The sequence below is a fragment of the Hydrogenophaga sp. NFH-34 genome (assembly GCF_021401345.1).
In the GTDB taxonomy this organism is placed as follows: Bacteria; Pseudomonadota; Gammaproteobacteria; order Burkholderiales; family Burkholderiaceae_C; genus Hydrogenophaga; species Hydrogenophaga electricum.
This window is the reverse complement of record NZ_JACBGE010000018.1, coordinates 30,180-51,271: the sequence shown is the minus strand read 5'-3', so window position 1 is coordinate 51,271 and position 21,092 is coordinate 30,180. Positions and strand designations below refer to the sequence as shown.

Annotated in this window: 18 protein-coding genes; 1 reads left to right on the top strand and 17 read right to left on the bottom strand. The window is 67.9% G+C overall.

From position 1 onward, the window contains the following. Positions 1–89: 89 nt before the first annotated feature. The 10 genes from L0977_RS17155 to L0977_RS17110 all read right to left on the bottom strand — a co-directional run bounded on the left by L0977_RS17155 (position 90) and on the right by L0977_RS17110 (position 12,653). The gene (locus L0977_RS17155) at positions 90–902 is read right to left on the bottom strand and encodes an enoyl-CoA hydratase/isomerase family protein (protein WP_234266078.1); all 813 of its coding nucleotides are present in this window, start codon (positions 900–902) and stop codon (positions 90–92) included. Beyond that, entirely contained in the window at positions 899–2,518 is a 1,620-nt protein-coding gene (locus L0977_RS17150; RefSeq protein WP_234266077.1) for a class I adenylate-forming enzyme family protein, read from the bottom strand. The genes L0977_RS17155 and L0977_RS17150 overlap by 4 nt, the downstream gene beginning before the upstream one ends. Before the next feature lie 16 nt (positions 2,519–2,534). Next, positions 2,535–3,542, bottom strand: a complete 1,008-nt coding sequence (locus L0977_RS17145; protein WP_234266076.1) for an NAD(P)H-dependent flavin oxidoreductase — start codon at positions 3,540–3,542, stop codon at positions 2,535–2,537. A gap of 35 nt (positions 3,543–3,577) precedes the next feature. Continuing rightward, positions 3,578–4,381: an enoyl-CoA hydratase/isomerase family protein gene (locus tag L0977_RS17140; protein ID WP_234266075.1), complete on the bottom strand. Its 804-nt coding sequence runs from the start codon at positions 4,379–4,381 to the stop codon at positions 3,578–3,580. 10 nt (positions 4,382–4,391) lie between these two features. Continuing rightward, on the bottom strand, positions 4,392–5,639 hold the full coding sequence (locus L0977_RS17135; protein WP_234266074.1) for an acyl-CoA dehydrogenase family protein: 1,248 nt from the start codon (positions 5,637–5,639) through the stop codon (positions 4,392–4,394). 14 nt (positions 5,640–5,653) lie between these two features. Further along, a complete protein-coding gene (locus L0977_RS17130; RefSeq protein WP_234266073.1) occupies positions 5,654–6,682 on the bottom strand; it encodes a phosphotransferase family protein in 1,029 nt (342 codons plus the stop codon). 12 nt (positions 6,683–6,694) lie between these two features. Next, positions 6,695–7,234, bottom strand: coding sequence for a TRAP transporter small permease (locus tag L0977_RS17125; RefSeq protein ID WP_234266072.1), 540 nt, complete (start codon positions 7,232–7,234; stop codon positions 6,695–6,697). A 13-nt stretch (positions 7,235–7,247) separates the two neighbouring features. Then, positions 7,248–8,558, bottom strand: coding sequence for a TRAP transporter large permease (locus L0977_RS17120; RefSeq protein ID WP_234266071.1), 1,311 nt, complete (start codon positions 8,556–8,558; stop codon positions 7,248–7,250). Positions 8,559–8,705: 147 nt separating this feature from the next. Then, positions 8,706–9,806 carry a TRAP transporter substrate-binding protein DctP gene (gene dctP, locus L0977_RS17115; protein WP_234266070.1) on the bottom strand — a complete coding sequence of 367 codons (1,101 nt, stop codon included), beginning with the start codon at positions 9,804–9,806 and terminating at the stop codon, positions 8,706–8,708. Positions 9,807–9,956: 150 nt separating this feature from the next. After that, complete coding sequence (locus tag L0977_RS17110; RefSeq protein ID WP_234266069.1) at positions 9,957–12,653, bottom strand: LuxR C-terminal-related transcriptional regulator; 2,697 nt, start codon at positions 12,651–12,653, stop codon at positions 9,957–9,959. 166 nt (positions 12,654–12,819) lie between these two features. On the opposite strand from L0977_RS17110, the gene L0977_RS17105 reads away from it, so the two are divergent. Further along, on the top strand, positions 12,820–13,617 hold the full coding sequence (locus L0977_RS17105) for an SDR family oxidoreductase (protein WP_234266068.1): 798 nt from the start codon (positions 12,820–12,822) through the stop codon (positions 13,615–13,617). Between the two features lie 9 nt (positions 13,618–13,626). On the opposite strand, the gene L0977_RS17100 is transcribed toward L0977_RS17105, so the two are convergent. The 7 genes from L0977_RS17100 to L0977_RS17070 all read right to left on the bottom strand — a co-directional run bounded on the left by L0977_RS17100 (position 13,627) and on the right by L0977_RS17070 (position 21,015). Further along, the gene (locus L0977_RS17100) at positions 13,627–15,264 is read right to left on the bottom strand and encodes a 3-(methylthio)propionyl-CoA ligase (RefSeq protein ID WP_234266067.1); all 1,638 of its coding nucleotides are present in this window, start codon (positions 15,262–15,264) and stop codon (positions 13,627–13,629) included. Positions 15,265–15,334: 70 nt separating this feature from the next. Beyond that, the gene (locus L0977_RS17095) at positions 15,335–16,567 is read right to left on the bottom strand and encodes an ABC transporter substrate-binding protein (RefSeq protein ID WP_234266066.1); all 1,233 of its coding nucleotides are present in this window, start codon (positions 16,565–16,567) and stop codon (positions 15,335–15,337) included. Between the two features lie 162 nt (positions 16,568–16,729). Beyond that, positions 16,730–17,551: an enoyl-CoA hydratase-related protein gene (locus tag L0977_RS17090; RefSeq protein WP_234266065.1), complete on the bottom strand. Its 822-nt coding sequence runs from the start codon at positions 17,549–17,551 to the stop codon at positions 16,730–16,732. A 4-nt stretch (positions 17,552–17,555) separates the two neighbouring features. Next, entirely contained in the window at positions 17,556–18,590 is a 1,035-nt protein-coding gene (locus L0977_RS17085; RefSeq protein ID WP_234266064.1) for a branched-chain amino acid ABC transporter permease, read from the bottom strand. A 3-nt stretch (positions 18,591–18,593) separates the two neighbouring features. Continuing rightward, the gene (locus tag L0977_RS17080; protein WP_234266063.1) at positions 18,594–19,466 is read right to left on the bottom strand and encodes a branched-chain amino acid ABC transporter permease; all 873 of its coding nucleotides are present in this window, start codon (positions 19,464–19,466) and stop codon (positions 18,594–18,596) included. Between the two features lie 11 nt (positions 19,467–19,477). Further along, complete coding sequence (locus L0977_RS17075; protein ID WP_234266062.1) at positions 19,478–20,197, bottom strand: ABC transporter ATP-binding protein; 720 nt, start codon at positions 20,195–20,197, stop codon at positions 19,478–19,480. Beyond that, positions 20,194–21,015, bottom strand: coding sequence for an ABC transporter ATP-binding protein (locus L0977_RS17070; protein WP_234266061.1), 822 nt, complete (start codon positions 21,013–21,015; stop codon positions 20,194–20,196). The genes L0977_RS17075 and L0977_RS17070 overlap by 4 nt, the downstream gene beginning before the upstream one ends. Positions 21,016–21,092: the final 77 nt, after the last annotated feature.

Genomic DNA, 21,092 nt, shown 5'->3' with positions numbered 1-21,092 from the left:
TGGCTGGCATCGTCCAATCCGACGAAATCCGGACGGCTGACGACGGCCCTGCCGGAGGTGGCCACCTCGGCGCGGTGGCCCCGGGGGAATCAGCGCCCGGTGAAGACCGGTTTTCGCTTCTCGACAAAGGCCTTGGCGGCCTCGGCGAAGTCCTGGGTCATCAGCCCGAGGACCTGGGTGTGGTTTTCCAGCTCGATGGCGGCGTCGAGGCTGCCTGCATCGAGGTTGCTCCACATCAGGCGCTTGGTGTGGGCCGTGGCGTAGGGGCTGTTGGCCAGCACCGCTTGCGCGCAGGTGATGACACGGGCGTGCAGGTCGTCTGGCGCCACCACGTCGGCCACCAGACCAATCTGCAGCGCCTCACCGGCCGACACCGGGCGCCCGGTGAGCATCAGCTCAAACGCCCGCGAAGCGCCGATCAGCCGGGGCAGGTGGTAGCTGATGCCGCACTCGCCGGCGGTGATGCCGATGCGCACGGCGCCCACGTGAAACGCGGCCTGGGTCGAGGCGATGCGGATGTCGGCCGCCAGCGTGAGCGCCATGCCGGCGCCGACCGCCACGCCCTGCACGGCGGCGATCACCGTGGCGTCGGTGGCGCGCAGCCGCTGGATCAGGCCCGCAAAACACAGCTGCAACTCGTAGCCACTGCCGACGTCGAGGCGCGAGCTGCCGTCGTCGTCCAGCACCGATTTGAGATCCAGGCCGGCGCAGAATCCCGGGCCTTCGGCCGCCAGCACGATGACCCGCACGCTGCGGTCACCCAGCACCTCGTCCAGCACCCGGTGGAAATGCTGCAGCGCCGGCACGTCCATCGCATTGAGCCGGCCCGGCCGGTTCAGGCGCAGCACACACAGCCCGGCCTGTGGCCGCTCGACCCGAACGGGTTCGTCAACGCCGTTCATGCGCGGGCCTCCTGCGCCGCCTGGGCGCGCTCGACCTCGGCCAGCAGGCGTTCGCGCAGTTCGCGCTTGAGCAGCTTGCCGTTGGCGTTGCGGGGCAAGGGATCGGCACACAGGGTGTAGCTCTCGGGCACCTTGTAGTCGGACAGGCGTTCGGCGCAGAACGCGCGCAAGGCCGCCGCGTCCAGCGAACGGCCTTCGCGCGCCGAGACGAACACATGCACCCGCTCGCCCAGCACCGGACAGGACTTCGCCACCACGGCCGCCTCCATCACGTCGGGGTGCTGGCACAGGGTGTTTTCCACCTCGACGCTGAAGATCTTGTAGCCACCGCGGTTGAGCATGTCCTTGCGGCGATCGAGCACGCGCACGAACCCCTCGGCGTCCACGCTGCCGATGTCGCCGCTGCGCCAAAAGCCACCCAGGAAGTTCTCGGCGGTCGCAGCCGGGTTGTCCCAATAGCCCTTGACCACCATCGGCCCCTTGAGCCAGAGTTCCCCCACCTCGCCACGCGGCAGCTCGACGCCCTGCTCGTCCATCACCGCGACCTCGGCACACGGCAGCGGCAGACCCACGCTGTCGAGATGGTCGCGGGTGAGCTGGGGCGGCATGATGGTCGCCGGCGATGCGGTTTCGGTGGCGCCATAGCAGTTCGACAGGCGCAGCGCCGGCAGCAGCCGCGCCAGCCGGTCGATGGCGGCCGGCGGCATGGGCGCACCGCCGTAGCCCCCCATCTGCCAGGCAGACAGGTCGTGCGACGCGAAGTCGTCCTGCAGCAGGCAGAGGTTGTACATCGCCGGCACCATGATCGTGAACCCCATGCGCTCGCTCGCAGCGAAACGCAGGAAGTCCGCCGCCTTGAAGGCCGGCTGGATGAGCAGGGTGCCCCCCAGGCCCAGCGTGACCATCATCAGGCCGACCAGCCCCGTGACATGGCTCAGCGGCACCACCACCGCGCCGCGCACGCCGGTCGGCAGCGACAGCGCCTGGGCGTAGTGCAGCACCGAGTGCACGATGTTCAGGTGCGTGAGCATCGCGCCCTTGGGAAACCCCGTGGTGCCCGAGGTGTACATGATGATCGCGACGCCGTCTTCCTCCACGGGCACGCATGCCGACAGCGGCTCGTGCGACAGCAGCAGCCGTTCGAACGACTGCGCCTCGTCCGCCGGTGCGCCGACCAGCACGCGGTGCTTCAACGCCGGCGTGTCGGCCGGTGCCGGCCAGCGGTCGCGCAACGCCGCCTCCGAAATCAGCACCGAGGCGCCGCAATGCGCAAGGATGTAGGCCAGGCCCGGTGTCTGGTCGCGGATGCTCAGCGGCACCAGCACCGCACCGGCGGCCTGCACCGCCAGCGCCGACACCACGAACTCCACGTCATTGCCCAGCAGCAAGGCCACCCGGTCGCCGGGCGACACGCCCAGGGCGATCAGGCCTGCGGCCGCCCGCATCACCTGCGTTTGCAGTTCGGCCCAGTCCAGGCGCCGTCCGCCGCAGACCACGGCCTCGGCCTGCGGCTGCAGGCGCGCCGCCGCGCGCCACATCTGGTTCACGTTGCCCGGGCGCTGCGCAAAACAGCGCACGACGCGGTCGTGAAAATGGGTTTCCAGTCGTGTCTTCATGGATGCCGCTCCCTCATCACGCACAGGCCACCGGCTGCCCGGTGCGCGTGCCTTCGCCGCACCCCGCCAGGGCCTGCGTCAGGCTGGCGTGGCATTCGGCGACTATGCGCTGCAACAGGTCGGCACAGCTCGGTATGTCGTCGATCAGGCCCACCACCTGACCGGCCCAGACCAGACCGGCATCCACTTCGCCGCTGCTCAGCGCCTTGCGCCCCCGGGCGCCCGCCACCAGCGGCTGGATGTCGCTGAACTCGCAGCCGCCGGGTCGCCGTTCGGTGGCCACCACCTCGTCCGACACCGCGTTCTTCAGCACGCGGCCGGTGTTGTGCAGGGTGCGGAAGATCAGCTGGGTATCACGTTCGCTGGCACCGACCAGCGCCTGCTTGATCCGCTCGTGGATCGGTGCCTCCTGCGTGGCGCAGAAGCGCGTACCCATGTTGACGCCCTCGGCGCCCAGGGCCATGGCCGCGGCCATGCCACGGCCGTCGGCGATGCCGCCCGACGCCACCACCGGAATGCGCAAGGCGCGCGTGGCCAGCGGGATCAGCACCAGCCCCGCCACATCGTCCTCGCCCGGATGGCCGGCACACTCGAAGCCGTCGATGCTCACCGCATCCACGCCATTGCGCTCCGCCGACAGCGCGTGGCGCACGCTGGTGCATTTGTGCACGATGCGCACCCCATGGCGCTTGAGCTTCTCGATGAACGCCTTCGGGCTGTTGCCCGCCGTCTCGACCACCTTCACGCCGCGTTCAATCACCACGTCCAGGTACTCGGCGTACGGCGGCGGCTTGACCGACGGCAGGATGGTCAGGTTGACGCCGAACGGCTGGTCGGTCATGCCGCGGCAGCGGTCGATCTCGCGCGCCAGCGCCTGCGGGTCGGGCTGGGTCAGCGCCGTGAGCACGCCCAGGCCGCCCGCGTTGGACACGGCGGAAGCCAGCTCGGCCGTGCCGACCCACTGCATGCCGCCCTGGATGATGGGGTAACGGATGCCCAGCAGTTCGGTGATTCGGGTTTTCATGGCTTCAGTTCTCCAGGTTCACAAGACGGCGCTGTTCAGTGGCCGTTGAAAGTCGGTGCGCGTTTGTCCAGGAAGGCGCCCACGCCCTCCGCGAAATCGGCCGTGCGGGCGCAGGACAGGAAAGCCGCTGCCTCGGCGTCGAGCTGGGTCCCGAGATCGTTGTGCGTGGCGGCGCGCAGCAGGCGCTTGAGCTGGCCCAGCGCCTGCGTCGGCCCTTGAGCCAGCCGCTGCACCAGGCGTTCGCCCTCGGCCTGCAGGTCCGCAGCGGGCACCACCCGGTTCACCAGCCCCAGGCGCAGGGCCTCGGGCGCGTCGATCACGTCGGCCAGCAGGGCCAGTTCCATCGCCTTGCGCAGGCCCAGCAGTTGCACCAGGCCCCAGGAGGTCGAGCAGTCGCTGCTGGCGCCGATCAGGGGATAGGCGATGCCGAAGCGGGTGCCTTCGGCGGCGATCACGAGGTCGCAGCCCAGCATCAGGCCCAGACCGCCGCCGAACACCGCGCCCTGCACGCTCGCCACCACCGGTGCCCGCAGGTCTGCCAGCAGACGCAGGCCGCCGTGCATGCCCGCGATCAGCGCCTGGGCCACCGGCACCGGATCGCTGCGCATGGCGGCCAGATCGCCGCCGGCCATGAAGGCCTTGCCTTCGGCGGTGATGTGCACGGCCCGCACCAGCGGGTCGGCCGCCACGGCCTCACAGGCTGCCAGGAAGCCCCTGGCCATGGGTTCATCGATGGCGTTGAGCGCCGTCGGGCGGTTGAAATGCAGCCGTGCCACCGCGCCTTCGCGCCAGTACAGCAGGCTCGCTTCGCCGCGGGTGTCCTTGTCCGGATACGCCATTGCGCTCTCCTCAAGCCAGGTTGTAGTAGGCCGCCGTCGACCCCAGGCTCTCGCGCGCACGGCCCAGCTCATGGCGTGCGATGGCGCGCAGGTGCACCTCGTCCGGCCCGTCGAAGAAGCGCATCGCCCGGCCCCAGGTCCACAGGAAGGACAGCGGTGTGTCGGGCGTGATGCCCATGGCACCGAACACCTGCATGGCGCGGTCGAGCACGCGGGTCTGCAGCAGCGCCGCGACCAGCTTGATGGCCGACACGTCGATGCGCGCGGCCTTGTTGCCGTGCGTGTCCATCAGCCAGGCCGCGCGCAACACCAGCAGCCGCGCCTGATCGATCTCGACCCGCGAATGCGCGATCCAGTCCTGCACGTTGGCGTAGTCACTCAGGTGTTTGCCAAAGGCCTTGCGGGTCAGCGCGCGTTCGCACATCAGTTCCATCGCCAGTTCGCACTGGCCGATCGAACGCATGCAGTGGTGCACCCGCCCCGGCCCCAGCCGGGCCTGCGCCAGCGCGAAGCCGGCGCCCTCCTCGCCCAGCCGGTGGGACACCGGCACGCGCACGTTGTTGAAGGTCACTTCGCAATGCCCTTCCGGCGTGTGGTGGTGCATGATGGCCACGTTGCGCACGATCTCGAAGCCCGGCGTGCCGATGGGCACGATCACCATCGAGTGCCGCTGGTGGGCCGGTGCGTCGGGGCTCTCGTCCGACACCCCCATGACGATCGTGAATCGGCACAGCGGGTGCAGGGCGCCGGTGCTGAACCACTTGCGGCCGTTGATCACGTACTCGTCGCCTTCGCGCCGGATCGTGGTCTGGATGTTGGTGGCGTCCGAAGAAGCCACGTCGGGCTCGGTCATCGAGAAGCAGGAACGGATCTCGCCCGACAGCAGGGGATCGAGCCAGCGCTCACGCTGATCGGGCGTGGCGCACAGGTGCAGCATCTCCATGTTGCCGGTGTCGGGCGCGTTGCAATTGAACACCTCCGAGGCCCAGGGAATGCGGCCCATGATCTCGGCCAGCGGCGCGTATGCCATGTTGGACAGGCGCGTGCCCGGTTCGTCGTCGCGCAGGCCGGGCAGGAACAGGTTCCACAGGCCTGCCTCTTTCGCGAGCGCCTTCAGCGGCTCGACCACCGCCGAGGGATAGACCCCGCTGTCGGCCAGGCGTTGCCATTCGCGGTTCTGGGGCAGCACATGGCGATCCATGAACTGGCGCAGGGTGCGCTGCATCTGCAGGTTGTCTTCGGAATACTGAAAGTCCAAGGGGAGGCTCCGGTTCAAAAATGGGGAACGGGGGTGTCGATCGCTTCGAGGCCGCGCTGGGCCATGGCCAGGCTGAGTGCGCCCACGGCTGCGGCGTCATCGGCCACGGCGTTGCCGCGATGGGCGCGCGCAGCAATGCCTTCGAAAATGACCGCCCAGCGCATGAACGCAAACGCCCAGTGGAACGGCTCGGCCTGCCCGTCGTGCCCCACCGTGCGGTAGTAGTGCACCAGGTAGTCGTGTTCATCCGGGATGCCCAGGCTCGCCAGGTCCAGGCCGCGAATGCCGCCGAATTCGCTGGGCAGGGTGCGCCAGGCCACGGTGTTGAATGCCACGTCGGCCAGGGGGTGGCCGAGGGTGGATAGCTCCCAGTCGAGCACCGCCACCACGCGCGGTTCCGTCGGGTGGAACATCAGGTTGTTGAGCTTGAAATCACCGTGGGTGAGCGTGGTGCGGTCGTCGTCCGGCAGATGGTCGGCGAGCCAGACCAGCAGCGCGTCGATCGCCGGGTTCTCGCGGGTTTTCGACAACGCCCACTGCTGCGTCCAGCGGCGCAACTGGCGCTGGAAGAACTGCCCCGGCTTGCCAAAGCCTTCCAGGCCGACGGCCCGCCAGTCGATCCGGTGCAGTTGCGCCAGGGTCTCGGCCATCGCCAGGTAGATCGCCCGCCGCCCGTCCGGCGCCATGTCCGGCAAGGCGTTGTCAGCGAACACGCGCCCCTCGACCCGCTCCATCAGGTAGAACGGGGTGCCGATCACGTCGGACTCGGGGTGGTAGAGCACTGTCGGCGGCACCGGCAAGGCGGTGTCGGCCAGCGCCCGCATGACCCGGTATTCGCGGTCCACCGCATGGGCCGAGGGCAGCACATCGCCGTCGGGCTTCTTGCGCAGCACCATGCGGCGGTTGTCGAAATCGACGAAGTAGGTCGGATTCGACTGGCCGCCACCGATCTTCTGCAGGCGCATGGCACCGCTCAGGGCGGGCAACTGCTGGCGCAGAAAGGCTTCCAGCGGGGACGAAAAATCAGGAGAAGAAACAGCCATACCGCTTGAAGATCAGAACGCCGCAGAGACGTTGTCGTTGCCGGATGCCGGGGGGGGGTGGTCCTCGCCCCGCAGGTCCTTCCAGATCAGGCGCATCATCTCCAGCATCATCAGAAAGAAAGCCAGCGGCATCATCACCAGCACCGGCCACATGGGCCAGAAATCGGCGCCGACCTGCATGGTGCGGTCCTCGACGATGCTCTGCCAGGTGAAGCGCAGCACATACCACATCACCACCGCATAGATGGCCAGTTCAACCACACCGACCAGCACCTGGACCGCCCGGCGCACCCGCGCAGGCATGGCATTGACCAGCATGTCGAAGCGCGGAAAGGTGGCCTCGCGGTGCGCCATCGGCGCCGCCCAGAACACGATCAGCGGGAAGGCCACGCGTTCGATCAGGTTGTAGGCGCCGGGCAGGATGTCGTGGTGCAGCACGTAGCGCCCCACCACGCTGATCACGGTGATGACGATCATCGCCAGCAGGCACAGGCCGGCACCGATCGAGGCCATGCCCCCTTCGAGGCGCCCCAGGAATGTCCAGAATTTCATGGCGTCGTGCTCCTCATTGGATGTGGCTGGGCAGCCAGGTGACCAGGCCCGGGAAAAGCATCATGGCGGCGGTCACGATCACCCCGGCCGCGACCGCAAACAGGGTCGCTGGCCGGAACACCTCGGACACCGGAAAGCGCGTAGCGCTGGAGGCGGCGTAGACCGACAGCCCCACCGGCGGTGTGAGCAGGCCGAGCGAAATCATGAAAGAGGCCATCACGCCGAACCACAGCAGGTCGATCTGCGCGGCCTGCAGCAAGGGCAGCAGCATCGGCACCAGCAGCACGATCACGGCCGCCGATTCGAGGATCATCCCGGCCAGGAAGAAGAGCCCCATCATCATGGCGATCAGCAGCATCGGCTGGTCCAGGATGGGATCGAGCAGCGCCACCAGTTCCCGCGGCAGCCGCGAGAACGCCAAGAAGCGCGCCATGATCTGGGCGCCGATCACCAGCATCATCAGCATGGCGGTGACCTTGACCGAATCGCCCATGGAAAGGGCGATGTCCTTCAACGTCACCCGGCGCATCGCCACCATGCCGATCAGCGCCGTGAAGGCCCCGATCGCACCCGCTTCGGCCACCGTGATGATGCCGCCGTAGATGCCGCCGAACACCACCGTCATCAGCACCACGACAAAGACGAAGGCATGCACGCTGCGGCGGAACAGCGCCGGATCCTGCTGTTCCTCGATCTGCACGCCGTCGACCGCGCCGGGCTTGACCTCGGCCAGGAAGCGGATGCAGACGATGTAGACCGCCATGCAGACCAGCCCCGGACCGATCAGGCCGATGAACAGGTGACCGATGGGCACCATGGTGATGGAGCCGTAAATGATCACGATCAGGCTGGGCGGAATCACCGCGGAGAGCGAGCCCGACACCGCCGCCAGGCCGATCGCGAAACGGCGCGAATACCCCACGCGCTCCAGTTCGGGGCCTGCCAGCGTGGCCAGCGCCGCGGCGCTGGCCGAACCCGAGCCGCACACCGCGCCCAGCAAACCGCCGGTGAGGATGGTGGCCACACCGAGCGGAAAGCGCTTGTAGCCCGACAGCCGGTGGGCCACGCGGAACAGGTCCACGATCACGCCACCGCGCAGCAGCAACTGCGCCATCACCAGGTACAGCGGGATGATGGACAGCGAATAGATCGAGGCCGTGTAGAAGATGTCCGGGCCGATGATGCCGTCGAAGACGCGCGGCCCGATCCACAGCGACACGCCCACCACACCCGCACCCAGCAGCACGGTGGACACGTTCTGACCCAGCAGCAGAAAGACCGTGAACCAGGCGCCGACGGCCCACAGGATCAGGGATTGAGACATGATTTCTCCATGGTGCGAAAGAAGGAAGCGCAGCGCCTGCGCTGATCGGTGCTCCGGCAGCGCGAACCGGCCTGGCCGGGTTGCGCTGCCGCGCCACCGGGAAAGGGGCGCGGCCACCGGCCGCCCCCTTCGCTGCGGCAGGTCGCCTTATTTCGCGAGGTATTCCGCCACGCCGTCCGGCACCTTGCCGCCTTCGGCCTGCACCAGCGATGCCCACAGCTTGGCGGTGGCCTTGCCCGGCTGCCCCTTCTTCTCGGTCTGCTCGATCCACTGGATCCAGGTGTTGGCCGAGGCCTTGGCGATGAAGGTCTGCATGTCGGCCGACAGGCTGGTGATGGGCACGAACTTGCTGCCCTTCTTTTCGGCCGCTTCACGCACCTCGACGTCCTGCCGGTCGATGCCTTCGGCGTTCTTCAGCGCCGTCTCGCGGGCGATGCGGTCCCAGGTCTGGCGCTGGTCGGCCGGCAGTTTGTTCCACTGGTCTTCCGTGGTGGCCAGATAGCTCTCCCAGTGACCGATGGACACACCGGTCACCGTGTACTTGATCAGGTCCTGGAAGGAGTACGACTTCCAGTCGGCCACCGACAGCACCAGGCCATTGACCGTGCCGCGCGACAGCGCCTCGTAGGCCTGCGAGGCCGGCATGGTGACCGGCGTGGCGCCGAGCTGCTGCAGCACGATGGTGTGCATCGCCGAACCGGCGCGCAGCGGCAAGCCCTTGAGCTCGGCCGGCGACTGCAGGACTTTGCCGGTGGTGGAGATGACGTAGGGAGCGGTGGCACCCAGCGGCCAGACACGGATGCCCTTGTCGGCGATCTCGTACTGGTAGAACGACTTGTCGCCCTTGATTTTGACCGGTGAGTCCAGCAGCTTCTGGAAGGCCTTCGTGACCGACACCGCGGAGGTGTTGTAGGTCGGCAGTTGGGTCACGTCCGACAGCGCGAAGCGGCCTTCGTGGTACGGCGCGAGCAGCGGTGCAGCCACGTCGATGGTGCCACCCTTGAGTGCATCCAGCTCGCGGCCCACGGCCACCAGTTCGCCCGCATAGAAGCGCTTGAACCGGATCGGCGTGGCGGCCTCGACGGCGTTGGCAAACGGCTCCATGTACTGCCCGACCCAGAAGTGGACCTTGGGCAGGCCGGCCGAAATCGTCAGATCGGCGGCGGCGGCCGAACCGGCCATGGCGGCGCCGGCGGCGGCCAGGACGAGGGAGGATAGGCGCGGCTTGCGCAGGCTGCGGTTGAACATGCTTGTCTCCTGTTGTGAGGGTCTTTTTCGTCGCCGGACCACCGGATGCGACACCCGGCCCCCAACGCGACGCCATGTTCCCGCACCCCCTCGCCAACCGCCCCCCCCGCAACGGGTGGCTAGGGTATTCCCCGGTGGTGGGGAAAGCCCTCAGCCCTGCCCCACCAGGCCCAGATCACGTGCCCGCGCCACCGCGTCATCGCGCCCGGTCACGCCCAGCTTGCCGTAGACATTCTTCAGGTGCCACTTCACCGTTTCGGGCGACACGCCCAGCGCCTGCGCGATGCGCTTGTTCGACATGGCGTTGGCCAGGGCACGCAGGATTTCGTGTTCACGCTCGCTCAGGGATTCCTTCAGCGGTGCCAGCGACGGCGGCGCTTCGGGCCTGAACAGCGCCGCCTGGGCCTGCAAGCGCTCCACGTAGAACACCAGCACCGGGTCGGCATCGGGCGTCTCCTGCGCCCACCGCAGGGCCAGCGCCAGCCATTCCGGCCCCAGGTCCAGCAGGCTGCGCACCATGCCCTGGCGCTGGGCGTCCCGCAGCACCGAGGCCATCTGGTTCATCGCCAGTTCGTGCTGCCCCAGGCGCGCCCAGAGCAAGGCCCGCAGACCGTGCACGCTGGCCCGGTCGCGCCGCAGCCAGGCGGCATCGTCCGGCCCGCACACCGGCTCCAGCGCTGCCAAAGCCCCCCGGTCATCGTGTTCGGCCACCGCCACCAGCGCGGTGCCGTAAGCGGCCAGACCCACCGCGCGGCGGCTCGCGGGCGCCGCGTTTCCGGCATGGCGGCGCGCGAGCGCCTGCAAGGCATGCAGCGTCTGCCACGCCGTGGCCATCTGCCCCATGTGCAAGTCGGTGCGCAGCCGCTCGATCAGGGCAAACCCCAGCGCGCGATCCAGGCCCCGGCGCTGCGCCAGTTCCTCCAGCCGGTCCAGCCCTTCCAGCGCCTCCAGCGGGTTGCCTTCCAGGCGGCGCAGGCGGCAGCGAACGACGGCGGCCGTGATCAGCGCATCGGGCAGGGTCACTCGCTCGATGGCATCAAAGCGCGGCTCCAGCAACGGGTGCAGGCCATCGATGTCGTTCACTTCGTAGAGCACCGCGCTGAGGAAGCCGGCCGCGTTGCAGGCGGCTTCGCAGTACGGCCCGAGTGCCCGCTCGGCATCGGCCAGCGCATCGCGCAAGGCCGGTTCGGCCTGCCGCATGTCGCAGCTGTGCATCAGGGCAAATCCGCGCAGTGCCTGACTCATCAGCGCGCCGAACGGGGAATCCAGCAAGGGCGAACCGTCTTCCCGGCTGGGGACCGCTCCCTGCATGACCTTGCGCGCCTGTTCGAAGTCGCCCTCGTGCGTGAACAGCCAGCTCAGGAGGTTGCGCCGGCCACCGATCAGCACCGCGTCGCTGCCCTGGCGCATGGCCTGCATTGCCGGCAGCAGCGCCTGGGCCGTGGGGATGTCGTCTTCCTGCAGCGCGAGCGAAAAGGCCAGCAGCGACCAGTGCGCCCGCGCCTCCGGATCGTTCCCGCGCATCCGGTCCTTCAACGCGGCGAGGCTGTCGTGGCAAGCCGCAAACTGTCGATAACACAGTTGGGACCAGCCCAGCCAGAGCAGCAGGGAGCCGCGCTCGCGCAGGATGGCGCGGGGCAGCTCGGAGACCGCGCGCACCAGCCGCTGCAGCTCGCCGTTGAGAAACAGCTCGCGTGCCCAGCGGTCCAGCCAGTCGGCGGCCTGCTCCAGGTCGCCACTGGCCACCCCGTGGTGCACGGCTTCGCGCAGGTGCTTGCGGCGGCCGAACCACTGGCTCAACACGGAATGGGTCTGGCGCCGCTGCGCATCGGGCATGCGCTCCAGGCGTTCCAGCAGCAGGTCGCGAAACAGCGGGTGGAAACGGAACCAGCCTTGGCGCTCCATGCCATCCATCGGCATGAGAAACAGGTGTTCGCGCCGCATGCGCTCCAGCAGGGCGGGCCCCTGTTCGTCTCCCAGCAGATCGCGCACCAGGGCCAGATTGAAACCGCGTGCCGCCGCGAGGCAGGTCATCGCATCCAGTTCGCGCAGGTCGAGCTGCGAGAGCACCTCGCGGTTGAAGTACGCGGTGAAGTCGTGCGGGTTCTGCACCGGCACGGCGCGCCCCAGGCGCTCGGGCTGGCGCTGGATGTCGAGCGCCACCAGTTGCAGACCCGCGATCCAGCCGTCGGTGATGTCGTGCAGGCGCCGTGCGTCGCGGTCCGGGCTGCCCATGTGACGGCTGTGCGCAAAGGCCCGCACCTCGTCCAGGGCGAAACGCAGGTCGGCAAAGCCCAGCTCCATCACGGCGTCCTTGTCGCGCAGGCGCGAAAGCGACAGCGGCGGCACGCTGCGCGAGACCAGGACGAGGTGGAAATGCGGCGGCGCAAAGTCCAGCCAGGTCTGCAACAGCGTGTGCGCGCGCGCGTCGGACACGTTCTGGTAGTCGTCGATCAGCAGCACCAGTGCGCGGCTGCGCCGCATCAGGCCCCGCAGCACGGCGATGGCGATCGGGTCGGGCGAGCGCAATTCGCCATCGCGGTTGTAGATGAAGTGCGCCTCGCGCGCGATCTCGGGGTCCACCCGGTCGAGCGCGGCAAACAGCGCATCGAGCATGGCCTGCGCGTCGTCGCCGGGCACCACGGTCATCCAGGCGAAATCGTGCCCGTAGGCCAGCGCCTGGGCGCGCCATTGCAGCGCCAGCGTGGTTTTTCCCGAGCCGGCCGGCCCCAGGATCAGCACGCAGGGCTTGTGGCGGGCCTCGGACAGCCTGGCCAGCAGCTGGGTACGCTCGATGCTGCCCGGCTCCAGCCTGGGCAGCGTTGCGGGCGTCTCGACAGGGTTCATGCGGTACCGGTCTCCATAAGGCCGACATGGTGCCACGTCAGGCCGTCCGCCACGGTCACCGGCCCGACGGGTCCGACGGGCATTCGTCCGTTCCGACGATGCCTGCCGCCCGCCCTGACCGTAGCCTGCTGGGGAACCCCCAACCCACCACCCCAAGGAGACCCGCTTGAGCACCCACCGCACCATTCAACAACTGCACGACCTGCGCGGCCGCACCGCCCTCATCACCGGCGGCTCGCGCGGGCTGGGCCTGCAACTCGCACACGCCCTGGGAGAAGCCGGCGCCCGGCTGCTGATCAGCGCGCGCAAGCCCACCGAGCTGGAAGAAGCCGCCACCGAACTGCGCGCCGCCGGCCACACTGTGAGCGTCTTTGCCGCCGATGGCCGGGACGATGCGCAGGTGCTGGCCCTGGTCGATCACGCGCTGGCCACCCTGGGCCAGGTCGACATCCTGGTCAACAACGCGGGCGCGACCTGGGGCGCAGCAGCCGAAGAGCACCCGATGGACGCCTGGGACAAGGTGATGGACCTGAACGCGCGCAGCGTCTTCCTGCTCACGCGCGAGATCGCCCGGCGCAGCATGCTGCCGCGTGGCCAGGGCCGGATCGTCAACATCGCGTCGGTGGCCGCCCTGGGCGGCACGGCCCATTCGATGCAGGCGGCGGCCTACCACGCCAGCAAGGGCGCGGTCGCCACACTCACGCGGGCACTGGCCTGCGAATGGGGGCCGCACGGCATCACGGTCAATGCCATCCTGCCCGGCGTGTTTCCGAGCAGGATGGCGCAGCACATGCTGCAACCCGCGACACTCGGGCCCATCGTCGCGCAGTTGCCCTTGCGCTGCATCGGCAACGACGAAGGGCTCAAGGGCGCGGTGCTGCTACTCGCGAGCGATGCCGGTCAACACATCACGGGCGTGCTGCTGCCGGTCGACGGGGGCGCCTCGGCCGTGGTTGGCGCATAGGCACCCACTTCAGATGGTGGGCAAGGCGTGGCCGCGGTATTGCTCGCGCAGCTTCGTCTTGAGCAGCTTGCCGGTGGCGGTGTGCGGCAGGCTGTCGACAAACACCACGTCATCGGGCAACCACCACTTGGCGATGCGCGCCTCCAGATGCTTCATGATCGCATCGCGGTCCACGGTCGAGCCCGAGCGCCGCACCACGATCAGCAAGGGCCGCTCCTGCCATTTGGGGTGTGCCACACCGATCACCGCCGACTCGGCCACCTCGGGATGCGAGTTGGTCGTGTTCTCCAGATCGATCGACGAGATCCACTCACCGCCCGACTTGATCACGTCCTTGGCGCGGTCCACCAGTTGCAGGTAGCCGTCCGGATCGATGGTGGCCACGTCGCCGGTGGGGAAATAGCCTTCCTCGTCCAGCACCGCACCGCCTTCGCTGCGGAAGTACCCGCTGGCGATCCAGGGGCCGCGCACGTGCAGGTGCCCGAAAGCCACCCCGTCCCAGGGCAGGGTCTTGCCATCGGCATCGACGATCTTGAGGTCGACGCCCCAGACGCCGCGCCCCTGCTTGAGCTTGACCGGCATCAGCGCTTCCTTGTCCAGCCCCTGGTGCTTGGGCAGCAGCTTGCTGATCACGCCGATCGGGCTGGTCTCGGTCATGCCCCAGCCTTGCACGACCTCGGCCCCGAAGTCGTTTTCAAAACGTTCGAGCATGCCGCGCGCCACCGCCGCGCCGCCAATGCCCACGCGCTTGACGCCGAGCGAGCGGGTCGGTAGCTCGGGGTGCGCGTCCAGGTACTGGAACAGCATCATCCAGACCGTGGGAACACCTTGCGAGAAGGTCACTTTCTCGTCGCGCATCAGGTTGTAGACGCTCTCGCCGTCCAGGTGCGGGCCGGGCAGCACCAGCTTGGCGCCCACCATGGCGGCCGCGTACGGCGCGCCCCAGGCGTTGGCATGGAACATCGGCACGATCAGCAACAGCGTTTCGGCCGAACTGATGCCAAAGGTGTCGGGCGCCAGCTCCATCAGTGTGTGCAGCAGCGTCGAGCGGTGCGAATACAACACCCCTTTCGGGTTGCCGGTCGTGCCCGAGGTGTAGCAGAGCGACGAGGCGTTCTTCTCGTCGAATTCGGGCCAGGTGTATTCGGTGCTCTGCGCGGCGACCAGCTCTTCGAAGCACAGCAGGTTGGGCACATCGATGTCCGGCATGTGCGCCCTGTCGGTCATGGCGATGAAGGCCTTGACCGTCTTCAACCGGGGAGCAATTTGCTGCACCAGGGGAGCGAACGTGGTGTCGAAGAACAGCACCTGGTCTTCGGCGTGGTTGACGATGTAGTCGATCTGCTCCGGGAACAGGCGCGGGTTGACGGTGTGCAGCACCGCACCGCTGCCCGAGACACCGTAGTACAGCGCCAGGTGGCGGTAGGAGTTCCAGGCCAGCGTGCCAACCCGGTCGCCCTGCCGGATGCCCAGCGCCTGCAGGGCCTGCGCGATCTGGCGCGACAGGTCGCGCACACCGCGCCAGTGGGTGCGGTGCACCGTGCCTTCGGGCAATCGCGACACGATTTCAGTGTCCGGGTGGAAGGTGGCCGCGTGTTCGATCAGCGACGAAATCAGCAGCGGGCGGTCTTGCATCAGGCCATGCATGGCGGGGTCTCCAGGTTCTGGTTGTGGTTCTGTTGGTTCTGCACAGGGGCATCCGCCGGTAGATACCCCTCTAGCCCGCCATGGGCGCCCCCATGGCTTCGTAGCCCTTGCCATTGAACCGCTGCAGGATCTTTTTGTCGATGGGATAGAAGTCGTCGGCGCCGGTCTTGACCTCGATGCCGGGGTACAGCATCGGCGCCTTGAAGTCGAGGTTGGCCGCCTGTTTCATGACGTTGTCGCGGGTGAGCTCGTCGCCGCACTGGCGCAGCACCTGGGCCATGGTCGCCGCGACACCCCAGCCGATGGCGTTGAGCGAGTCGTCGGGGTTGCCGTCGGGGAAGTACTTCTTCATGCCCGCCAGGTATTCCGGCACGTCCTTGCTGCCGGCCGCCATCGGGTCCGACGGCGTGAGCAGGTAGGTCGACGAGATGACGCCCACGGCGTTCTCGAAACCGGCCGGCTTGAGCACCGAATTCATGGACTGCGACACGCTCACCAGATATTGCGTGGGCTTCCAGCCCAGCTCGGCCGCCTTGCGGATCGCCTGGGCCGCGAACTTGGGCGTGGTGATGCTCACGAAGACATCGCAGCCCGCCGATTTCAGACTCACCATCTGGCTATCGATGGTCGGATCGGACACCTCGTAGGTCTGGTGCTGCACGATCATGGCCTTGGCCTTGGCCTTGTCGCCCAGGCCGTCGTTCAGACCCTTGAAATAGTCCTTGCCGAAATCGTCGTTCTGCATCAGCACGCCGATCTTCGCATTGGGCTGGGTCTGCAGGATGTGCTTGGCATACAGCCGGCCTTCGGCCTGGTAGGTCGGCTGCCAGCCCATGGTCCAGGGAAAGGCCTTGGGGTCGCCGAAGCGGGTGGCACCGGTGTTGACGAACAACTGAGGCACCTTCTTGGCGTTGAGGTAGCGCTGCACCGCGATGTTCTGCGAGGTGCCGAGCGAGGCGAACATCAGCAGCACCTCGTCCTGCTCGACCAGCTTGCGCGTCTGCTCGACCGACTTGGCAGGGTTGTAGGCATCGTCCAGGGTCAGGAAGTTGATCTTGCGGCCGTTGACGCCACCCTTGGCATTGAGCGCGCCGAAATAAGCCGCCATGGACTTGCCGCACACCCCGTAGGCTGACGCCGGTCCGGAATAGGGGTTGAGGTTGCCGATCTTGATTTCGGTGTCGGTCACGCCGCTGTCGTACTTCTTCTGCGCGAAGGCGGTCAGTGGCAGGCTGCTGGCCAGGGCCAGGCCCGCGCCGATCTGCAAGGTACGGCGGCGGCGCGTGTCGATGGGTGCGTTCATGTAGATCTCCTGTGGATGGAATTCGGCTATTGGAAAAGCGTGACGGTTGCCTGTGACCCGCCACGGCCCCCAAGCATCTGGTTCATCGTAGGAAGTCGCTGTGCGGCCGGCCTCGTCGGAACTGACGAAATTGCGGTCGTCGGTGCACGGCACCCCAACCCATCAGCGGCGGGGAAAGACCGGCTCGCGTTTGGCCAGAAAGGCACTGACCCCCTCGACAAAGCTTGGGCGGTCGATCAATTCACGCTGGCGCCCGGCCTCCACGGCCATCTGCTCCACCAGCGAGGCCTGACCGGCGCTGTCGTAGACCGCACGGATCTCCAGGGCCGCGTGCGCAGGCAGCCGGGCCAGACGCTGCGCCAGCGCCATGGCCTCGTCGGCCAGCGTGGCATCGTCCACGCAGGCCCAGACCAGGCCCCATTGCGCGGCCTGTTCACCCGACAGCCGATCACCCAGCAGCGTGAGGGCGGTAGCGCGCGCCCGTCCCAGAAAACGATCGAGGAACCAGGTGCAGCCCAGATCGGGCACGATGCCCAGGCGCGGCATGAACGGCAGGTAGAAATACGCCGAACGGGCGGCCAACACCACATCGGCGGCCAGCGCCAAGCCCACGCCGGCACCCGCGCACGGCCCGTTGACCGCGCTGATCACCGGAAACGGCAGCTCGCGCAGGTCCTGAATCAGGCGGTTGGACAGCCGCTCCATGGTCTCCGCGGTCTGCGCGCCGAGGCTGGCACCGTCCGATGCCTGCATGCTGGAGAGATCGGCCCCCACGCAGAACGCCTTGCCGACGCCGGTGACCAGCAAGGCGCGCACGCCCTCCTCGCCTTTCAGGCGCGCCAGTTCGCCGCGCAACGTCTCCTGCAGCGGCAGCGCCAGGGGGTTCAGGCGCTGCGGCAGGTTCAGCCGCAGCACGGCCACGTCGCCATGGCGTTCGCTCAGCAACGGCGGTGCGGCCGCACCCGCCTCGGTGTGCGCAGGCATGGTCTCACCCTCCCCGGTTTTCACGCGCACGCAGCGCGGTCTGCATGCGGCGCAACAGCCCCACCACGCCCCCCGGCATCACGAACATGATGGCGATCAGCACCACGCCATACACCGCCCATGGCGCAGCCTTGGACACCTGCTCGGCCAGATTGGGCACGAACATGATGAACAGCGCGCCGAACAAGGCCCCCCAGAGCGTGCCCAGGCCACCGACCACGATGCCCACGAGCAGCGAGATCGACAGGAAGAGCGTGAACGAATCGGGCGAAACGAACTGCACCGCGATCGCCGACAACGCGCCGCCGACACCGGTGAAAGCGGCCGACACGCCGAAAGTCATGGACTTGTAGTGCCGGTTGTCCACGCCCATGGCCTCGGCGGCCAGGGCGTGGTCGCGAATGGCGCGCATGGCGCGACCGGTGCCGCTGCTCAGCAGGTTGTGGGCGATGAGGAACATCACCACCGTCACGCCCAGGGCGAACAGGTAAAGCCACTGGTCTTGCGTGAGGGGCAACCCCCAGGGAGCATCGGGCTTGATGAGCACGATGCCCTGCACCCCGCCGGTCCAGGCTTCCAGGTGCTTGTACTTCAGCAACTGCGGCATCGCCACACCGAGTGCGAAGGTCGCCAGCGCAAGATACAGCCCTTCGAGCTTGAGCGCCGGGCGGCCGAACAGGTAGCCCACCACCAGGCACGCCAGGCCGGCCACGGGGATCGCCGCCCAGTAGGGCAAGCCACCATGTTCCATGGCGATGGCCGCGCCGTAGGCACCCAGCGCAAAGAACGCACCATGGCCCAGCGAGATCTGGCCGTTGTAGCCGGTCAGGATGTTCAGGCCCAGCAGCGCGATGGCGTAGCACAGCACCATGGTCGCCTGGAACAGCTGATAGCCTTTGAGCACCCAGGTCAGGCCCGCAGCAAGCAGCAGCAAGGCCAGCACCCAGAGCCAGTGGCTGCGGCGGGCAACCGGCGCGCCTTGGGTGGCGAAATTCGCAGCGCCCGCAGGCGGCGTCGAAAGGGAAGACAGGGAAGCCATGGTTCAGACCCGGGTAACGATGGTCTTGCCCAGCAGACCGGAAGGTTTGACGATCAGCACGCCAATGATCAGCACCAGCGCCACCGAGAGCTTGAGTTCGGTGCCGACGACGTAGGTGCCGATCAGGTTCTCCAGCACGCCGACGATGAAACCGCCGAGCACCGCGCCGATCGGGTTGTCGATCCCGCCGATGAGCGCCCCGGCAAAGGCATAGAGCAGCACGCCGGTCATCATGTTCGGGTCCAGGAACACCACCGGCGCGACCATCATCCCGGCCACCGCGCCGATGGCCCCGGCCAGGCCCCAGCCCAGCATCAGCATGCGCCCGACCCGGATGCCGACCAGCCGCGACGAACCCGGGTTCTGCGCCGCCGCGCGCATGGCCAGTCCCAGCGGCGTGGCGCGCAGGAACAGGAACAGCAGCGCCACCATGCCCAGCGCGACCGCGATCGCCCCCACCTCGTGGGCCGACATCAGGCTGCTGCCGTACCAGGCATCGGCCGGAAACGGACTTGGAAACGGTTTGATCGTGTAACCGAAGAAGAAGCCCGCCAGGCTGTGAAAGATCACCAGCAGGCCGATGAACACCACCACCACGGAGAGCACAGGCGCCTTGTGCATCGGCCGGATGACCACAAACTCGATCCCGGCGGCGACCACGAAGGACAGCACCACCGTCGCCGCAAACGCGGCCCAGTAAGGCAGGCCCGCGTCGATCAGCGCCCAGGCGACGAAGGTGGAGAACATCGCCATTTCGCCCTGGGCGAAGTTGATGTGGTGCGTGGCCTGGTAGATCATCACCAGGGCCAGCGCCACGCTGGCGTAGATGCCGCCGGTGGCCAGACCGGCGAGCAACTGGTGCAGGAATTCATTCATGTCTGCTCGTCCTATTCACCCAGGTAGGCGCGGCGCACCGCGTCGTTGCGTTGCATCTCGGCCGAAGGCCCGCTGAGCACCACCCGCCCGGTTTCCAGCAGGTAGGCGTTGTCGGCCAGATTCAGCGCGAGCTTGGCGTTCTGCTCCACCAGCAGGATCGACACCTTCTCCTCCCGGTTGATGCGCCGCATGATCGCGAAGATGTCCCGGACAACCAGGGGCGCCAGGCCGAATGAAGGCTCGTCGAGCAGCAGCAGGCGTGGCCGCCCCATCAGCGCCCGGCCGATGGCCAGCATCTGCTGCTCGCCGCCCGAGAGCGTGCCGGCCTGCTGCCGGGCGCGCTCGCGCAGCCGCGGGAAATAGTGGTAGACCCGCTCCATGTCCTCGGCCTGGCCACTGCGGTTGTGGCGCGCGTAGGCACCGAGTTGCAGGTTCTCTTCGGTGCTCAGGCCCATGAAGGTGCCACGCCCGTCGGGCACGTGGCCCACCCCCAGTTGCGCAATCTGTTCCGTCGAACGGCTGTCGATGCGCTCGCCCGCCAGCGTCACCGAGCCGCTGGTCTGCACCATGAAACGGCACAGCGCACGCAGCGTGGTGGTCTTGCCCGCGCCGTTGGCGCCCAGCAGCGCCGTCACCTGGCCCTCGGCCACGTCCAGGTCCATGCCCTGGAGCACCTGGGTCGGGCCATAGCGGGCCTGCAGGCCGCGCACTTCCAGCAGGTTCGTCGTCATGCGCCCCCCCCTTCCTCTTCTTCTGCGCCCAGGTAGGCGCGGATCACTTCGGGGTGCGAGCGCACCTCCGCCGGCGTGCCTTGCGCGATCTTCTTGCCGAAGTTCAGCGCCACCACCCGGTCGGAAATGCCCATCACCAGGCCCATGTGGTGCTCCACCAGCAAGACGGTCACGCCCAGCCGGTCCCGGATGTCGCGGATCAGGTCGCCCAGCCCCTGCAGTTCTTCGTGGTTCAAGCCACAGGCCGGTTCGTCGAGCAGCAGCAACTGGGGTTCGCTGGCCAATGCGCGCGCCAGCTCCACCCGCTTCTGGGTGCCGAACGGCAGGTCCGACACGATCCGGTCAGCCTCCGCGTCCAGTTGCAGGAAATGGATCAGCGCCTCGGCCCGCGCCTGGGCCTCGGCCTCGATGCGCGCCGCGCCTGGCAATCGGAAGGCATTGCGCAGCATGCCCGCGTGGTGCTTGCTGTGGCAGCCCACGCGCACGTTGTCACGCACCGTCATCGAGCCGAACAGCGCCAGGTTCTGGAACGTGCGGCCGATGCCGATGGCCGCCATGCGGTGGCGCGGCAGCCGGTTGATCGGCTGGCCGTCGAACACGATGCTGCCGCTGTTGCACTCGTACAGGCGCGACAGACAGTTGAACAGCGTGCTCTTGCCCGCCCCGTTGGGGCCGATCAGCGCGCAGATCTCGCCGCGCCGGATGTCGAAGGACACGCCGTCGAGCGCGACGATGCCGCCGAAGCGCACCGTCACACCCTGCACCTGCAACAGCGGCGGTGCCGTGTTGCTGTCTCCGCGATCGTTGTCATGGGTCATGCGTCGATCTCTTTTAGGAAATACCGGGAGCCCGGAGCCACCGGGCCAGCATGGGCGCACCCGCCGGGCGCAACCCG